13 protein-coding genes and 1 pseudogene are annotated in these 13498 nt (G+C 60.1%); 10 read left to right on the top strand and 4 right to left on the bottom strand.

All coding sequences use genetic code 11. The annotated features are described in order from the left end of the window. Positions 1 to 25: 25 nt before the first annotated feature. Positions 26 to 1003 carry an alpha/beta hydrolase gene (locus ACILSL_RS11680; RefSeq protein ID WP_395732210.1) on the top strand — a complete coding sequence of 326 codons (978 nt, stop codon included), beginning with the start codon at positions 26 to 28 and terminating at the stop codon, positions 1001 to 1003. A gap of 320 nt (positions 1004 to 1323) precedes the next feature. Here ACILSL_RS11680 and ACILSL_RS11675 read toward each other — a convergent pair whose 3' ends face one another. Together ACILSL_RS11675 and ACILSL_RS11670 are read right to left on the bottom strand one after the other, a co-directional pair. After that, positions 1324 to 2400, bottom strand: coding sequence for a hypothetical protein (locus ACILSL_RS11675; protein ID WP_395732209.1), 1077 nt, complete (start codon positions 2398 to 2400; stop codon positions 1324 to 1326). A gap of 3 nt (positions 2401 to 2403) precedes the next feature. Then, positions 2404 to 3336 (bottom strand): DUF2167 domain-containing protein, encoded by a 933-nt coding sequence (locus ACILSL_RS11670; protein ID WP_395732208.1) that lies wholly within the window; start codon positions 3334 to 3336, stop codon positions 2404 to 2406. Positions 3337 to 3456: 120 nt separating this feature from the next. Here ACILSL_RS11670 and ACILSL_RS11665 point away from each other — a divergent pair, with 120 nt between their 5' ends. Next, positions 3457 to 4233 (top strand): hypothetical protein, encoded by a 777-nt coding sequence (locus ACILSL_RS11665; protein ID WP_395732207.1) that lies wholly within the window; start codon positions 3457 to 3459, stop codon positions 4231 to 4233. Positions 4234 to 4242: 9 nt separating this feature from the next. On the opposite strand, the gene ACILSL_RS11660 is transcribed toward ACILSL_RS11665, so the two are convergent. Then, positions 4243 to 4671, bottom strand: coding sequence for a type II secretion system protein (locus ACILSL_RS11660; protein ID WP_395732206.1), 429 nt, complete (start codon positions 4669 to 4671; stop codon positions 4243 to 4245). A gap of 89 nt (positions 4672 to 4760) precedes the next feature. Here ACILSL_RS11660 and ACILSL_RS11655 point away from each other — a divergent pair, with 89 nt between their 5' ends. The 4 genes from ACILSL_RS11655 (at position 4761) to ACILSL_RS11640 (ending at position 8363) form a co-directional block, all read left to right on the top strand. Further along, positions 4761 to 5399, top strand: coding sequence for a hypothetical protein (locus tag ACILSL_RS11655; RefSeq protein ID WP_395732205.1), 639 nt, complete (start codon positions 4761 to 4763; stop codon positions 5397 to 5399). Positions 5400 to 5443: 44 nt separating this feature from the next. Beyond that, positions 5444 to 6736: an ATP-dependent Clp protease ATP-binding subunit ClpX gene (gene clpX, locus ACILSL_RS11650; protein ID WP_395732204.1), complete on the top strand. Its 1293-nt coding sequence runs from the start codon at positions 5444 to 5446 to the stop codon at positions 6734 to 6736. 80 nt (positions 6737 to 6816) lie between these two features. After that, positions 6817 to 7770: a sugar phosphate isomerase/epimerase family protein gene (locus ACILSL_RS11645; RefSeq protein WP_395732203.1), complete on the top strand. Its 954-nt coding sequence runs from the start codon at positions 6817 to 6819 to the stop codon at positions 7768 to 7770. Positions 7771 to 7811: 41 nt separating this feature from the next. After that, entirely contained in the window at positions 7812 to 8363 is a 552-nt protein-coding gene (locus ACILSL_RS11640; protein WP_395732202.1) for a PH domain-containing protein, read from the top strand. Between the two features lie 9 nt (positions 8364 to 8372). Here the strand turns inward: ACILSL_RS11640 and ACILSL_RS11635 are convergent, their stop codons facing one another. Continuing rightward, positions 8373 to 8867, bottom strand: coding sequence for a hypothetical protein (locus ACILSL_RS11635; protein WP_395732201.1), 495 nt, complete (start codon positions 8865 to 8867; stop codon positions 8373 to 8375). 66 nt (positions 8868 to 8933) lie between these two features. Between ACILSL_RS11635 and hflX the strand changes: the two genes are divergently transcribed. From hflX to ACILSL_RS11615, 4 genes and pseudogenes are all read left to right on the top strand, one after another. After that, the gene (gene hflX / locus ACILSL_RS11630; RefSeq protein WP_395732200.1) at positions 8934 to 10262 is read left to right on the top strand and encodes a GTPase HflX; all 1329 of its coding nucleotides are present in this window, start codon (positions 8934 to 8936) and stop codon (positions 10260 to 10262) included. 694 nt (positions 10263 to 10956) lie between these two features. Beyond that, the gene (locus tag ACILSL_RS11625) at positions 10957 to 11730 is read left to right on the top strand and encodes an SDR family NAD(P)-dependent oxidoreductase (protein ID WP_395732199.1); all 774 of its coding nucleotides are present in this window, start codon (positions 10957 to 10959) and stop codon (positions 11728 to 11730) included. A 227-nt stretch (positions 11731 to 11957) separates the two neighbouring features. Next, positions 11958 to 12131 (top strand): annotated as a pseudogene (locus ACILSL_RS11620) (SDR family oxidoreductase); the annotation flags it as partial. A gap of 420 nt (positions 12132 to 12551) precedes the next feature. Continuing rightward, positions 12552 to 13169 carry a hypothetical protein gene (locus tag ACILSL_RS11615; protein ID WP_395732198.1) on the top strand — a complete coding sequence of 206 codons (618 nt, stop codon included), beginning with the start codon at positions 12552 to 12554 and terminating at the stop codon, positions 13167 to 13169. The last annotated feature ends 329 nt before the right edge of the window (positions 13170 to 13498 follow it).

The raw sequence follows: 13498 nt of genomic DNA, 5'->3' as shown, positions 1-13498 counted from the left end.
GCACAATCTTGCTCATCATCGGCCCGTGAAAAGAAGACGAGTCATCCTGGGAGCCGCACTTCTGCTGGTGCCACCGCTCGCCGGCTGGCTGGCGGCGGATCAGCTGGCGCATCCGCCACGCAGGCCGCTCCAGGATTATCACCATGAGTTTCTGTCCCATCCGGCCTTGCATGGCGTGGCTTTGAAATCCTTCACCTGTGCTGATGGCACCCCTTGTCTCGTCTGTGAGCCGGATCCGCAGGGCGCACTTGGAAAGCGCGGGCAGGTCATTCGTGAGCAGCTCACGCTGAAAGGTCTCCCTTTGCCAGCGCCCGGCAGTCTGGTGGGAAATCTGGTGCTCGTGCATGGCCGCCGCGGTCGAAAGGAGGATTACCTGCTCATCGCAGAGCGTTTCTGCGCCGTGGGCTTTCGCTGCATTCTGCCCGACATGCCAGGGCATGGGGACCATCCAGGAACAACCGCCTGCTATGGCGTGCGGGAGGCCCACCTTCCGGCATTGGCGTTGCATGAGGCCGCGTCGAAGTTCGGCTTCAATCCGCAACCCGCAGGCATCATGGGGCTGTCGATGGGCGGTGCGGTCAGCATCCGCTCAGCCGTGGGGAAGGATGCGCCATGGCGCGCGGCCGTGCTGGTTTCCACCTTCGATTCATTGGACCACGTGGTGCGTCATCAGACCTCCGGCTGGGTGGGGGATTGGCTGGGTTCAGTCTGGAGCCACATGACGGGCTGGTTTTATCAAAGAAAGGCGCACATGGACGTCAGTGCGGCCAACTCCCTGGCTCTGGTTCCCCAGCTCCAATGCCCGGTGCTTGTCGCGCATGGCACTTCAGACCGGGTGATCCCCATCGAGTGTGGACGTCGTCTCTATGACGCGCTGCCATCCGGCATCGAAAAACGCTGGATTGAAATCCCCGGCGCGGATCACGACAATGTGCTGATCACTGATTTCCCCATCTACGCAGAGATGTCGGAATGGATGCTGCGCCACGTTACCAATCCTTGATGCAGCTTATGCTAAGAGTCATTGTAAACAGGTCTGCATTCCTGTTGCTGCAAACAGGTTCTCACGCAGACGAAAAACGCGGCGCTCCGGCCGTAGGTTGGTCGTGTTTGGCGTCGAAGGCCTTCTGATGCTCTGTCACGTTCTCCGCCAAACCGCCCGACTGCGAGGACATTCGCATGCCGGGGTGTCTGCAATACGCTCACGGACGGGCGGGCTTTCGCCACGACCGTCCTACGACACCTGCGGCTGCATGGCATTTTTTCATCCGATGACCCTCTGCTGTTGATCCTGCGCAGGCCCATTTTCAACTGCGCGTGGTATTACACCGCCGGCTGCCGCAGTTCCACGCCGCCACAGTCGGAGCAGGCGGTGATGCCCTTCTGGTATTCCGCACCGCAACGCGGGCAGGTAGGAAGAGTTGCCGCTGGGAGCGGATCGTAATCAGCTTCTGCGATGCCTTCATGGCGGAAGAATTTTTCCAGTGCCTCGGCTTCGAGCGGCAGCGACTCGTCTTGCGGCCAGCCGGGAACGTACCGTGACTCACGCCAAAACAGTCGCGCACTTTCCAGCCAGCGCTTGTCATCCAGCAGCCCGCGCCAGGCGAGCGGATGCGGCGGTTCGGCATCCGTGGTCAGATTCACGACATCAAAGGCACGCATCGACAGCTGCGGCAGGAAGGCGATCCCGAGCGCGCGCCAGCCGCGATGCGGAACAAGGACGCGGCTTTTCCGGGTGCTGCGCAGAAAGAGCCAGGACTGAGTGAATTGCACCAGCAGCAGCACACCCGCAGCGGCGAGCACGATCAGACTGTCGCCAAAGCGATGATACAAAACACTCATCACGCCAAAGCACCACATGAAGTGGATCGTGGCACACAGCCGCAGGGATCGGGTGAACTGCGCCGTGGCCGTGGCGGTTGTGTTGGCAGACTTCGTGTCAAGTGTCGTGCGGGCGTGCTTGAGAAACGCGCTGCGGCGCTGCTCGGGTGTGAGGCCTCGCCATTCAGCGAGCCGCTGCTGCCAGAGTTCAGCCAGCGTTTTGGAGGGCAGGCGCACACGGGTGACGGTATCGAGATGCAGCGTGCTTTCCTCGACACGCGGGGCCAGCTTGTCCCAGGCGATGCTGACGCTCATGCTGTCGGTCAGTCGCACACGCAGCGAATCCTGCTCGGGCACAAACAGCCATGGCAGCGCCAGAGCATGCGCCTGCATGGGCGGCAGAGGAGAGAGCAGCAGGGGCGAGCCGCTGCCGATTTGCAGCCGCATCCATGGTCGCAGTGGACTCCAGCCCGACTTGCCCGTGCCCGCAGCCATCCAGGCATTGGATGGCACGAGGCGCAGGCACTCGATGAGATAAAGCAGCACGAAGACTGCGAGAAGCGTCTGGCCGTCGGTCATGCGCTATTCGCCTGGCGGCTGACGCGAGCCGAAGATTTTGCTGAAGAGTTTTTTCAAGCCGGCCAGCACCCCCACCACCAGCAGGATCGCCGCCTTGCCCAGCTTGGCGAAGACCAGCCCGAGCTTGCCAAACAGACCCATCTTGGCGGCTGCAAAGGCGCCGGTGCCGGCAATCAGCGCGGTGAGGCCGTATTTGGCCACCTTGTCTCCTTCGCGGAACTCAGCGTAGCGCTGGCCTTCGATGTAGCTGAAGCCCGTGAGGATTTTTTCCTGTTCGGCAATCATCTTTTCCATTTCCTCCGGTTCGCAGACCAGCGTGACTTCCATCACGCCTGTGCGTCCAAGAAGACGCGTGTTGTAGTTGATGGAAATCCCCTCGCTGCCGACGGACTTCAAACGTGTGGCCCACTCCAGGTTGTGGGTTTTTTCGTTGTAACGGGGCGGCACCACCCACCCCAGAATCTCAAGCTCAGCCATGCCATGCTCCCGGCGGTATTCGTTCCCCTGCTCCTGGCCCTCGCGCAGTTTCGCCAGCATGTCATCCGCGTCGATCTTGTCCTTCTCGTCGTCTTTCACATAGCCGGACTCATCGAATTCAAAAATGATCCATGGGCCCAGGCCCTCGGTCGCCAGCATGCCGAGTTCGCGCTGGGTCGGTGGGTTGCCATACATGGCCATCAGTTGCCGCGTCCCTTCGCCGGAGGTGAAACGATAGCCCGGCGGAATGGCGACCTCCGCTTTGCCTCCGAGATTGCCCTTGCCTTGACGCGTCCAGCCGAGCTTTTCGATTTCATCGATGCGCTTTTGAATCATCTGCTTCATCTCCTCTGCCGTCGGCTGCTTAGGGGCTGATGCCTCCGGCTGCTGCGCTTGGGAGATGGAGAAAACCGCCAGACAGGCCAGCAGCACAGCGCGTGAGAGAAATGAGGACTTCATGCGTCGCCAGTCTCGCAGGGACTGCGGGAGATCGTCAAGGTGAGCTTTTTACCAGATTCGTAATTGGCAGCGTAAGCCTTAGGCGGCATGTTCAGGTGTCTTTGACTCACTCTTGATTCCATGGCTGAACCGAATTCTGCTCCAGCACCCGCGCAGCGACGCGGGCCTGGATGCTTCTCCATACTGGCCCTGACCTTTCTGGCGGTGGTGGTCACCGGCGGAGTCGTCGCATGGAAGGTGGTGGATTCGGGCTTTGGCATGAAGTGGCTGGCAGAGCACTTCCAGAAGCGGACCATCACCGAGAGTTTTCATGAAAACGTGAAACGCATCGCCTCAACTCAGGGCGACGTGCTGGAACTGGCGACGCTGGACACCGAGGAGACGGTGACGAAGTATGACACCAAGACCTTGTTCAACGATGCCGTTTACCTCGGCACCACCGTGGCGGAAATCCGCGCGATGGTGGTCTATCGTTACCATTTGAAGCTGTCCGACGAATGGAAGCTCACGGTCGAAAACGGACGCTGCGTGGTGGTAGCGCCCGCCATCCGGCCTTCGCTGCCGCCGGCCATCCGCACGGAGACAATGGAGAAAAAGTCCGAGGCGGGCTGGCTGCGGTTCAATGCGGCGGAGAACATGGCCGAACTGGAGAAAGGACTGACTCCGATGCTTGAACGCCGTGCGGCGGTGCCGGGCAAGATCAAGCATGTGCGCGAAGCCAGCCGCACCTCGGTGGCCAAGTTTGTCCAGCACTGGGTGCTCAAGGAACAAAAACGGCACGATCAGGAAGGCATCCGCGAGATCGTGGTGATTTTTCCTGATGAACCGGCTGCGGCCAATCCAGTCGAAGCATCGAAGCTGCCCGCCACTTTGAATGTGGAAGTGAGTGTTGATTAATTCAGCGGATCAAGGCTGCAGCCCTTCGGGGTCATAGAGCAGCAGGTCGGACTCGAATTTCACAAAAGGCAGCGCTCCGGGCAGATCGGTTGGGCGCATGTTGCTGAGGCTGAAAAGTTTGTCCTTCCACATCCCTTGCCGGCCGGTGACGCCGCCGATCAGCTTGGCGGCGGTGGCCAGTTTGTCCCCTGGCACCACAAAATCCGCACCTCCCATGGTGGCATAGACCCCGAGCGAAACGATTTCCTGCGCATTCCGCTGGTGGGTCACACGCTCAATCACATTCTTTTGGTTCCCGCCGTACCAGCCAAGTGAAATACTGCTGAGAATGCCGACCAGGCAGATAACCGTGAGCAGTTCCAAAAGTGAAAAGCCCGCAGACATCCAGGTCTTCGGCTGGGGTTGCGGACGGAGGTGGCTGGCGGGGAAGAGCAACACGAGTTATATAATTATCATAAACATCTTTTCGCCGCAATCTCTCGTTTTCACGGGTGACTGTCTGCATTTAGACAGAGGCTGCAGCATCCATGATACCAGACTTTTTCGAACAACTACCTCGATCACAGCGCGAAGCGGTCGATTCTGCCGGCTATCGCGTCATGCGCTGGATGGCGGCACGCGATGTCTTGCAGGCGCGTGTTGCCAAGGGCCGTATCGCAGGGCCATTAGGTGCTTTTTTGGCGTACTGGCTGTCGCTGGCCCCTGCGAAGGGTGCTGTCTCAGATCTTTGGTTGTCATTCAGTTATACACAGGATCAAGCAAAGCTGAAACTCGTGGGGGGCAGTCCAACGCTCGCCCATGCTCCGTTGGAGCAGGCACTCCTGCATCTACCGGCGCTGCGCTCATTTTGGAGCCAGGAATTGCGCCTGCAGCACTTTGTGGCTTTGCGAACGCTCGTCCCGCAGGCCTGGCTGATGGACTCGGCTCAGGTTCCACCCGGAGCAGTGATTCAGGGCTTGGACGCGGTTTCTTGGGAGCGGCTCCCGCAATTGAGGGGGCAGGAGTGGGAAATCCAAGACGCAAAGGGGCAGGTGCTCGCAAATCGTTCCCTTTCGCTGGACAGCATTTTGACCTCACGACCGGCTTCAGGCGTAGTACTCAAAGCATGGTATGGGCGGAATGACAAAGAACAGGTTGTTTTGCGTTCTAAAGAAGCAGCACCTTGACGTGCATCCCGCTTCCGTGCGACATTACAACACCCCCAAAAACCATGGCACGCGGCTCCAATGTTACTCTCTGCTCCTTCTGCGGCAAAAGCCATGCAGAGGTCAAAAAACTCATTGCTGGTCCGGGGGTGTACATTTGCGACAACTGCATTCACGTCTGTAAAAACATTCTCGACAAAGAAAGCTCGGTCGATTCCGAGGGCGGGCCGGCACTCCTGGTGCCACGCCCGGCGGACATCGCCGCGCTGCTGGATCAGCACGTGATCGGCCAGTCCCAGGCCAAGAAGGTTCTCAGCGTCGCGGTGCACAATCATTACAAGCGCATCCTGCACACCCAGCAGCAGGCCACACGTGCCGGCAGCGGAGCCCCTCGCAAGTTGACGGCAACCCTGCCGGACCCCAATGATGTCGAGATCGAAAAGAGCAATGTGCTGCTCATGGGCCCCACGGGCTGTGGCAAGACGCTCCTCGCCAAGACTCTCGCTCGCATTCTCAACGTCCCTTTCAGCATTGCGGATGCGACGACACTGACGGAGGCCGGTTACGTCGGCGAAGACGTGGAAAACATCGTCCTGCGCCTGCTGCAGGCGGCGGATTACGATGTCGCCCGTGCCGAGATGGGCATCGTTTACATCGACGAAATCGACAAGATCGGCCGCAAGACCGAGAATGTGAGCATCACGCGCGATGTCTCAGGCGAAGGCGTGCAGCAGGCGCTGCTGAAAATCATCGAAGGCACGGTGTGCAATGTGCCACCTCAGGGAGGGCGCAAGCACCCTCAGCAGGAGTACATCCAGGTGAACACCGAAAACATTCTGTTCATCTGCGGCGGGGCCTTTGTGGGCCTCGACAAACTCATGGAACGGCGCCGTGGCGGCAAGACCATGGGGTTTGTCAATTCCCATTCAGCGAAACCCGAGACGGCCAAATCCAGATTTGAAGTCGAGCCTGAGGATCTGCTGTCGTTTGGCCTGATTCCGGAATTCATCGGCCGTCTGCCGGTGGTTTGCTCCCTGGAGTCCCTGACGGAACAGGAACTCGTGCGCGTGCTGACCGAACCGAAAAACGCTTTGATCAAACAGTATGCAAAACTGATGAACATGGATGGCGTGGAGCTTTCCATCACGCGGGACGCCATGCTTGCCATGTCCAAGGAGGCGGTGACACGTGGCACCGGTGCACGCGGACTCCGCAGCATCTTCGAACGCATCATGCTGGACGTCATGTACGACGTGCCCAGCCGGATGGACGTACGCGGCGTCACCATCAACGAAGGTGTCGTCAAAGGCGAGCGCGCCGCCATGCTGCGCAAGCGCGTGGAACGCAAGGCGGCCTAGCCAGTTTGTTACAAAGCCGGGACGAAAATTCTTCTGGAGCTTTGGCGGCTCCGCACGTCATAATGGGTGCCATCACACCCATGACTTCCCGCCGCCACTTTCTCCAGCTCGTCTCCACCGCCTTTGCAGCCGCCGGTTCCCGCCCTCTCATCGCCGCCGACAAGCAGCCGCCCTTCAAAATCTCACTGGCCGAATGGTCGCTGAACAAAGGCATCTTTGGCAAAGGCAGCGCCGAGCGCCATGAGCATCTCGACTTCTGCAAAATCGCCCGCAGCCTGGGCATCGACGGCGTCGAGTATGTGAACCAGATGTTCTTCGACAAGGCCACAGACGCCGCCTACCTCGGCGAAATGAAAAAGCGCCAGGAAGGCGAAGGCGTCAAAGGCCTGCTCATCATGTGCGACCGCGAGGGCAATCTCGGCGATCCCGATGAAGCCAAGCGCGCAAAGACCATCGAAAATCATCTCAAGTGGCTCGATGCCGCCGCCACCCTCGGCTGCCACAGCATCCGCGTGAATGCCGCCAGCGATCACAAGCTGAGCTGGGACGAGCAGATGAAACTCGCAGCGGACGGCCTGCATCGTCTTTGCGTGGAAGGCGACAAGCGCGGACTCTTCGTCGTCGTGGAAAATCACGGCGGCCTCTCCAGCAACGGCCTCTGGCTCACGGGGGTCATGAAAGCGGCCGACCATGCCCGCGTCGGCATCCTGCCGGACTTCGGCAATTTCTACACCGACCGCGTCAAAGGCGAGCTCTACAACCCCTACAAAGGCCTGCGTGAGTTCATGCCCTGGGTCAAGAAAGGCATGAGCGCCAAGGCCTACGACTGGGACACCGGCGCCGGCAAGTTCTACACCGAAGACCGCCGCGAAGGCCGCGAGATCACCCTCGACTTCGAGCGCCTCATCAACATCGTCGTCAAGGCCGGCTACAACGGCTACATCGGCATCGAATACGAAGGCGACAAGCACACCGAGATCGAAGGCATCAAGCGCACCAAGCAGGCGCTCGATGAAATCAGGTCGATGCTCTGATTTTCCAATCGCATCCACAAACTCACACACCCTCGCACAACATGCCCACTGACGACGCCCCCATGCCTTCCGCGGCAGCGGAAACCACCCTCTGGTCCGGCCATACCTCCCAGTGGGTTCACTTCTGGTATTACTTCTTCTGCATCTTGCTTGCCGGTGGCATCAGCTTCGCCGCGACAGTGTTCGGTTTGGCGACTGCGGGCGTAGGAATGCTGGGCTACCTGGCGCTCGTCATTCCATTTTTCATGTGGCTCATCCGCTGGTGGGTCACCAAATCCACCACCTATGAGCTGACCACCCAGCGCCTGCGCATCCGTGCAGGCATCCTCAATAAAAAAGTGGATGAGCTGGAGCTTTTCCGGGTGCGGGATTACACCATGGAGCAGCCCTTGCTGCTGCGCATGGTCGGGCTTGGCAATCTGACCATGATCACGACCGATGCCACGACTCCCACGGTCGCGATGCGTGCCATTCCGGGTGTCGAGGGGGTGCGTGAAAAGTTGCGTAATGCCGTTCAAAATGAACGGGATCGCAAGCGAGTGCGGCAAATGGATGTGGACAGCGTGGATGACAGCGGCACCGCCCTGCATTGATGCCCGCGACTACGAGCTTTCGGTCTTTTCGGCTTTCACCACGCGGGTTTTGCCGTCTTTGACTTCGAGCTGCAGCTTGTAGCGCGCGTATTCCTTCTTGTAGCTCCAGCCGGCTTCGGCGTCCCAGGTGTTGGCGCTGGTGGGCTGGAGTTTGCGGAGCTGGAGGATGAATGCGGCAAGGCGTGTGTCGGGATCCGCAATGGTGTGGTCCGGCTCGATGTCCTTGAGGTTTTGGGCGTTGACGAATTTGAGCTTCAAATCGGCAAAGCGTTTCGTGAAGTCGTCAGTGGCGGGGGTCATGCCGTCGCGGTTGATCTCGCCGAGCACGATGGAGTAGCTTTTGGCCACGCCGGGGTTCAGATCGGGCAGCAGGGTGATCAGATGGCGCACGGCGGCTTCGCCGGCATCGCACTCATAAAGGTTCAGCGGCAGGGGGGCGGTGTCTGAGGAATCGCAGGCGGCGAGACCGAGGCAGAGGCTGAGCAGGAGGAGGCGGCGTGTCATGTGACTGTTCATGGCATGGAATACGCAGCTTGGCAATGCGCTGGCGTGGTCCATACTGGCAACCCCATGTTTGACATCCGCGAAAAACCCAATGCCGTTGAGAATGCGTTTCTGGTCGGTGCGTACTTTGACCGGCGGCAGAAGCAGGAAGCTTCAGATTTGCTGGAGGAGCTCGCTGAGCTGGTCGGGACGCTGGGCATCCACATCATCGGCAAGGAGCTGGTTTTTGCGCGGGAGCACACGGCGCGCTACCTGATCGGCAGTGGCAGGTCGGCGGAGCTGATGAAGCAGGCGAAGGAGCTGGGCGCGGACGTCATTGTCTGGGACAATGAGCTGAGCCCGGGGCAGCAGCGGGCGTGGGAGAGCGAGGGGGACATCTGTGTGATCGACCGGCATGAGGTGATTCTGGATATTTTCAACATGCGGGCCAAGACGCGGGAGGCGCGGCTGCAGGTGGAGCTGGCCAAGATGGAGTATTCGATTCCACGGCTGACGCGGATGTGGGCTCACTTGGACCGCCTGGGGGGGGGCGCGGGCGGGGGGGGGGGCGGGGCGGGCGCGGCGCGTGGGGAAGGGGAGACTCAGCTCGAAGTGGACCGCCGTCTGGCGAGCAAGCGGCTGGACAAGCTGAAGGCGGATCTGGAGGAAGTGAAGAAGCAGCGCGAGACGATGCGCAAGGAGCGCAGCCGGGTGCCGGTGCCGCATGCGGCCACCGTGGGCTACACCAATGCGGGGAAGTCATCGCTGCTGAACAAGCTGACTGCGGCGGAGGCCTATGTGGAGGACAAGTTGTTTGCGACGCTGGACACGACGACGCGGCGCATGGAGCTGCCGGACGGTCAGCCGCTGCTGGTGACGGATACGGTGGGGTTCATCCGCAATCTGCCGCATGATTTGGTGCAGTCGTTCCGGGCGACGCTGGAGGAGGCGATCCAGGCGGATTTCCTCATTCATGTCATTGATGCGAGCTCGCCGCAGGCGGTGGAGTTTTACCAGACGACGTCCAAGGTGCTCGCGGAGCTGGGCGCGGGGGAAAAGAAGGTGCTGCTGGTGCTCAACAAGGTGGACTTGATCGACGATGCGCGGCTCATGGAGCTGAAGCGCGAGTTTGCGGAGGCGGTGCTGATTTCGGTGAAGACGGGGCAGGGCATGGAGGATCTGCTGCACCGGCTGCATGATTTCATGATCGACCGCGTCGTGCGGCTCACGTTGAGCCTGCCGCTGGATCGCATGGATCTCGTCGCGCTGGTGCATCAGGAAGGGAAGATGCTGAGCGAGGATTATGAGACGGGCCGCGCGGAGATTCAGTGCGTGATTCCCAAGCGGTTTGAGAGCCGGTTTGCGGCGTTTCTGCCGGTGGATCCCGAGGCTGGGAAGAAGAAGGGGAAGAAGTAGAGGCGCCGGAATGGTTGGCCGCAAAGAGGCGCAAAAAGGGATGCAAAAAAAGGAGAGGACTGGCGGCTGTTGAGCCGGTGCTTCTAACGCGAATGTTCACGAATGGCCGCGAACTTTCGCGAAGGGCGCTGGGTTTGATTCTGATTCGTGGTCATTCGCGGCTGTTCGCGGTCATTCGCGTTTGAAATCCCGGCTTCAGGGATGGTAGGGATGCGTTGTGCGCGTCCCACTTTTCGGGTCTGTGGCACCCGCAGGCCATCCAAAAAGGTGCGCCGTCCTTGCCGCCTTCTGCAGCGCGCTGGCCGTGGGATGAAAAAGAACGCGGCGGGAGGTGGAGCGCTAGATGGGATGCGCTGCGCAGGGGCCGCGAGACAGCGCTGGGACGAAGGATTCCACGGACGCGCACAACGCGTCCCTACCAGCCCTGAGGCATCACTCCCCTCCATGGGACATCGGAGGATTGAGCCGGTGCTTCCAACGCGAATGTTCACGAATGTCCGCGAACTCTCGCGAAGGGCGCTGGGTGTGATTCTGCTTCGTGGTCATTCGCGGCTGTTCGCGATCATTCGCGTTTTGAATTCCGGCTTCAGGATGGCGCAGGGCTGAGGCCCCTTCGCTTAGGAATTCAAAATTGACTGGCTGAAAAGAAGGAAAGCGGTAAAAAAGCACGCTCCATCTCTGTTTACTCCCGCTCATGTTCTCACTCGCAAATAAAACCGTCATCATCACCGGAGCCGGCTCAGGCATCGGCCAGGCCATCGCCATTCTTTTCGCCAAGCAGGGCGCGCATGTGGAAGTGCTGGACCTCAAGCAGGAGGCGGCGCAGGTGACGGTGGACCAGATTGTGGCTGCCGGTGGCAGTGCGCGGGGTTCGGCCTGTGATGTGGGGAACTATGCGGAGGTGAAGTCGATTTTTGACGAAGTGGCGAAGACGCATGGGAAGATCGACGTGCTGGTGAACAACGCGGGCATCGCCCACATCGGCACCGCCCTCACCACCGCCGAGGAAGACATGGACCGCCTCCACCGGGTGAACATCAAGGGGGTGCATGCGTGCGCGCAGGCGGCGCTCGTGCACATGACCGCGAAGAACAACGGTGTGATCCTCAACATGTGCTCCATCGCCGCCCAGATGGGGCTGGCGGATCGCTTCGCCTACTCCATGACGAAAGGGGCCGTCCTCATGATGACCTACTCCATCGCCAAGGACTTCATCAAGCAGGGCATTCGCTGCAATTGCATCGCTCCGGCGCGGGTGCATACGCCGTTTGTGGACGGGTATCTGGCCAAAACCTACCCGGGTCAAGAAGCGGAGATGTTCCAGAAACTGAGCGAGGCGCAGCCGATTGGGCGCATGGCCAAGCCGGATGAAATCGCCGCCCTCGCCCTCTACCTTTGCAGCGACGAAGCCGGGTTTGTCACCGGCTCCTCCTACCCCATCGACGGTGGTGCGGTGAATCTGCGATAACGAGGTCATCGCTCCGGCGCGGGTGCACACGCCGTTTGTGGACGGGTATCTGGCCAAGACTTGGACCGGTCCTCAAAAATCTTGCCACCTTGCCCGGCGGCGGAGCGGCCCCATTGGCGGCGTCGAGCGCTTGCCTGTTATTTTCTAATAGCAGGCGGCGCACTCTCCTTGCCACTGGGGCCGCTGCGCTCGCCGGATCAAAGTGACAATCTTTTTGAGAACCGGTCTACCCGGGCCAGGAAGCGGAGATGTTCCAGAAGCTGAGCGAGGCGCAGCCGATTGGAAGGATGGCGAAGCCGGAGGAGATTGCGGCGCTGGCGCTGTATCTGTGCAGTGACGAGGCGTCGTTTGTGACCGGAAGCAGTTACCCGATTGACGGGGACGCGGTGAATCTGCGGTGAGATTTGACGGTTGTTGACGATTGTTTGCCCTGAGTTCCTGAGAGGGGGCTCGGGGCTTTTTGTTGGGGGGATTTGGTGGTGTTGTTTTTGGCAAAGGAATGGGAAGAGAGGGGCGGGTTAATGGGCCGTTCTCATTTTTCGTTGAGTTGAGTTTTTTTAATGTTGAGGAGGCCTGTCGTAAGACTCTGCCAAGAGTGCTGGACTTGGTTCGTGGGTCCGGGGTGCTTGCGATGCGCTGATCGACAGACAGGAGTGTCTGTCGTACTTCAATCCATCCGGGCAGGCACGGTGTGAGTGGGAAGGAGGTTCTTTGAAAAAAGGGGTTGAATTTGAAAATGCGGACCCAAGGCTTGTGGTATGACGTGGTGGCCGGGCTTTTGGTCGATGGCTACCAGATTATGACACTGCATTTTATTTGAGATGATGACTGCTGTTTCTTCTGGGGCGAAAAAGGGCCGCAAGAGCCGGGCCAAGGTGCTGCGGCGGCCGGTGAAGGAGGCGAGTGTGCGGCGGTGGGTGAGGGCGGCGAGGAGACGCGGGGTGACGGGACCGGGGCTGGTGTATGAGCTGCATGTGCGCCGGGGGCTGCCGCTTCCGGAGGTGGCCGTGATGCTGAGGGTGAGCCTGAGGGAGGTGCGCCGATACTGGCGGCAACACCGTGCGGAGTGTGCGGGCGTGGCGCAGGCTGCCAAGCCGCCCCGGATTTTACCGCCGCTGCCCCGGTCGAAGGAGGATGTGGTGGCGTTGCGGGAGCGGGTTGGGCTGGCGCTGTGGGAGACGGTGGTGGCGTCGTTTGGTGAGGGGCCGGGGAAGAGCGAGGGTGGTGACGGGGCTGTGCCTGAGCCGCCGTCGATGGCCTTGGTGTCGGTGCGGCTCAAGGCGCTGAGGCAGATGGGCAGGCTCTATGGTGTGAGCGACAGGAGGCGAGGCAAGCGTGGCGGGCGGGCGGCGGAGGTGGGGCCGCAAGTGTGTGCGGCGCCGGAGGAGATTGCGGGGTTGGTGAGGGAAAGGCTGCGTGGTTTAAAGTTAGAAGTTTGAGGTTTAAAGTTTAAAGCTCCTGAGGGGAGGCTGGGCGAAAGAGGGTGTTTGTTTTCGGCAATGGGAATGATGGACTCTGGAATGCGCCATAATGTATGGAGGTCGCAGGAACGTTCGATTTTGCCGCAGAGGAGCGGGATGGGCAGAGGGGGCAGAGAAAGAACTTCGCCGGAGTCCAAAGCATGGCAGAGGATGAAAGGCCCGGATTTTAACCGCTGATGAGACGCTGAGATGACGCTGATCAAGGCATTAGAGAATCCAGATTCAGGAACCATTTTTTGGGAATCATGCGGATAGGAAAGGCGGTTGTTTTGTCAGGAATTTGCAGC

It is taken from the genome of Prosthecobacter sp., assembly GCF_044222345.1.
In the GTDB taxonomy this organism is placed as follows: domain Bacteria; phylum Verrucomicrobiota; class Verrucomicrobiia; order Verrucomicrobiales; family Verrucomicrobiaceae; genus Prosthecobacter.
This window is presented reverse-complemented; position numbering and strand designations above follow the sequence as displayed.

Bases quoted from the DNA above. Each gene is read 5' to 3' on its own strand.
- ACILSL_RS11675 (WP_395732209.1), bottom strand. From the start codon at position 2,400: ATGACCGACGGCCAGACGCTTCTCGCAGTCTTCGTGCTGCTTTATCTC.
- ACILSL_RS11670 (WP_395732208.1), bottom strand. From the start codon at position 3,336: ATGAAGTCCTCATTTCTCTCACGCGCTGTGCTGCTGGCCTGTCTGGCG.
- ACILSL_RS11665 (WP_395732207.1), top strand. From the start codon at position 3,457: ATGGCTGAACCGAATTCTGCTCCAGCACCCGCGCAGCGACGCGGGCCT.
- ACILSL_RS11655 (WP_395732205.1), top strand. From the start codon at position 4,761: ATGATACCAGACTTTTTCGAACAACTACCTCGATCACAGCGCGAAGCG.
- clpX (WP_395732204.1), top strand. From the start codon at position 5,444: ATGGCACGCGGCTCCAATGTTACTCTCTGCTCCTTCTGCGGCAAAAGC.
- ACILSL_RS11645 (WP_395732203.1), top strand. From the start codon at position 6,817: ATGACTTCCCGCCGCCACTTTCTCCAGCTCGTCTCCACCGCCTTTGCA.
- ACILSL_RS11640 (WP_395732202.1), top strand. From the start codon at position 7,812: ATGCCCACTGACGACGCCCCCATGCCTTCCGCGGCAGCGGAAACCACC.
- ACILSL_RS11635 (WP_395732201.1), bottom strand. From the start codon at position 8,867: ATGACACGCCGCCTCCTCCTGCTCAGCCTCTGCCTCGGTCTCGCCGCC.
- hflX (WP_395732200.1), top strand. From the start codon at position 8,934: ATGTTTGACATCCGCGAAAAACCCAATGCCGTTGAGAATGCGTTTCTG.
- ACILSL_RS11625 (WP_395732199.1), top strand. From the start codon at position 10,957: ATGTTCTCACTCGCAAATAAAACCGTCATCATCACCGGAGCCGGCTCA.
- ACILSL_RS11615 (WP_395732198.1), top strand. From the start codon at position 12,552: ATGATGACTGCTGTTTCTTCTGGGGCGAAAAAGGGCCGCAAGAGCCGG.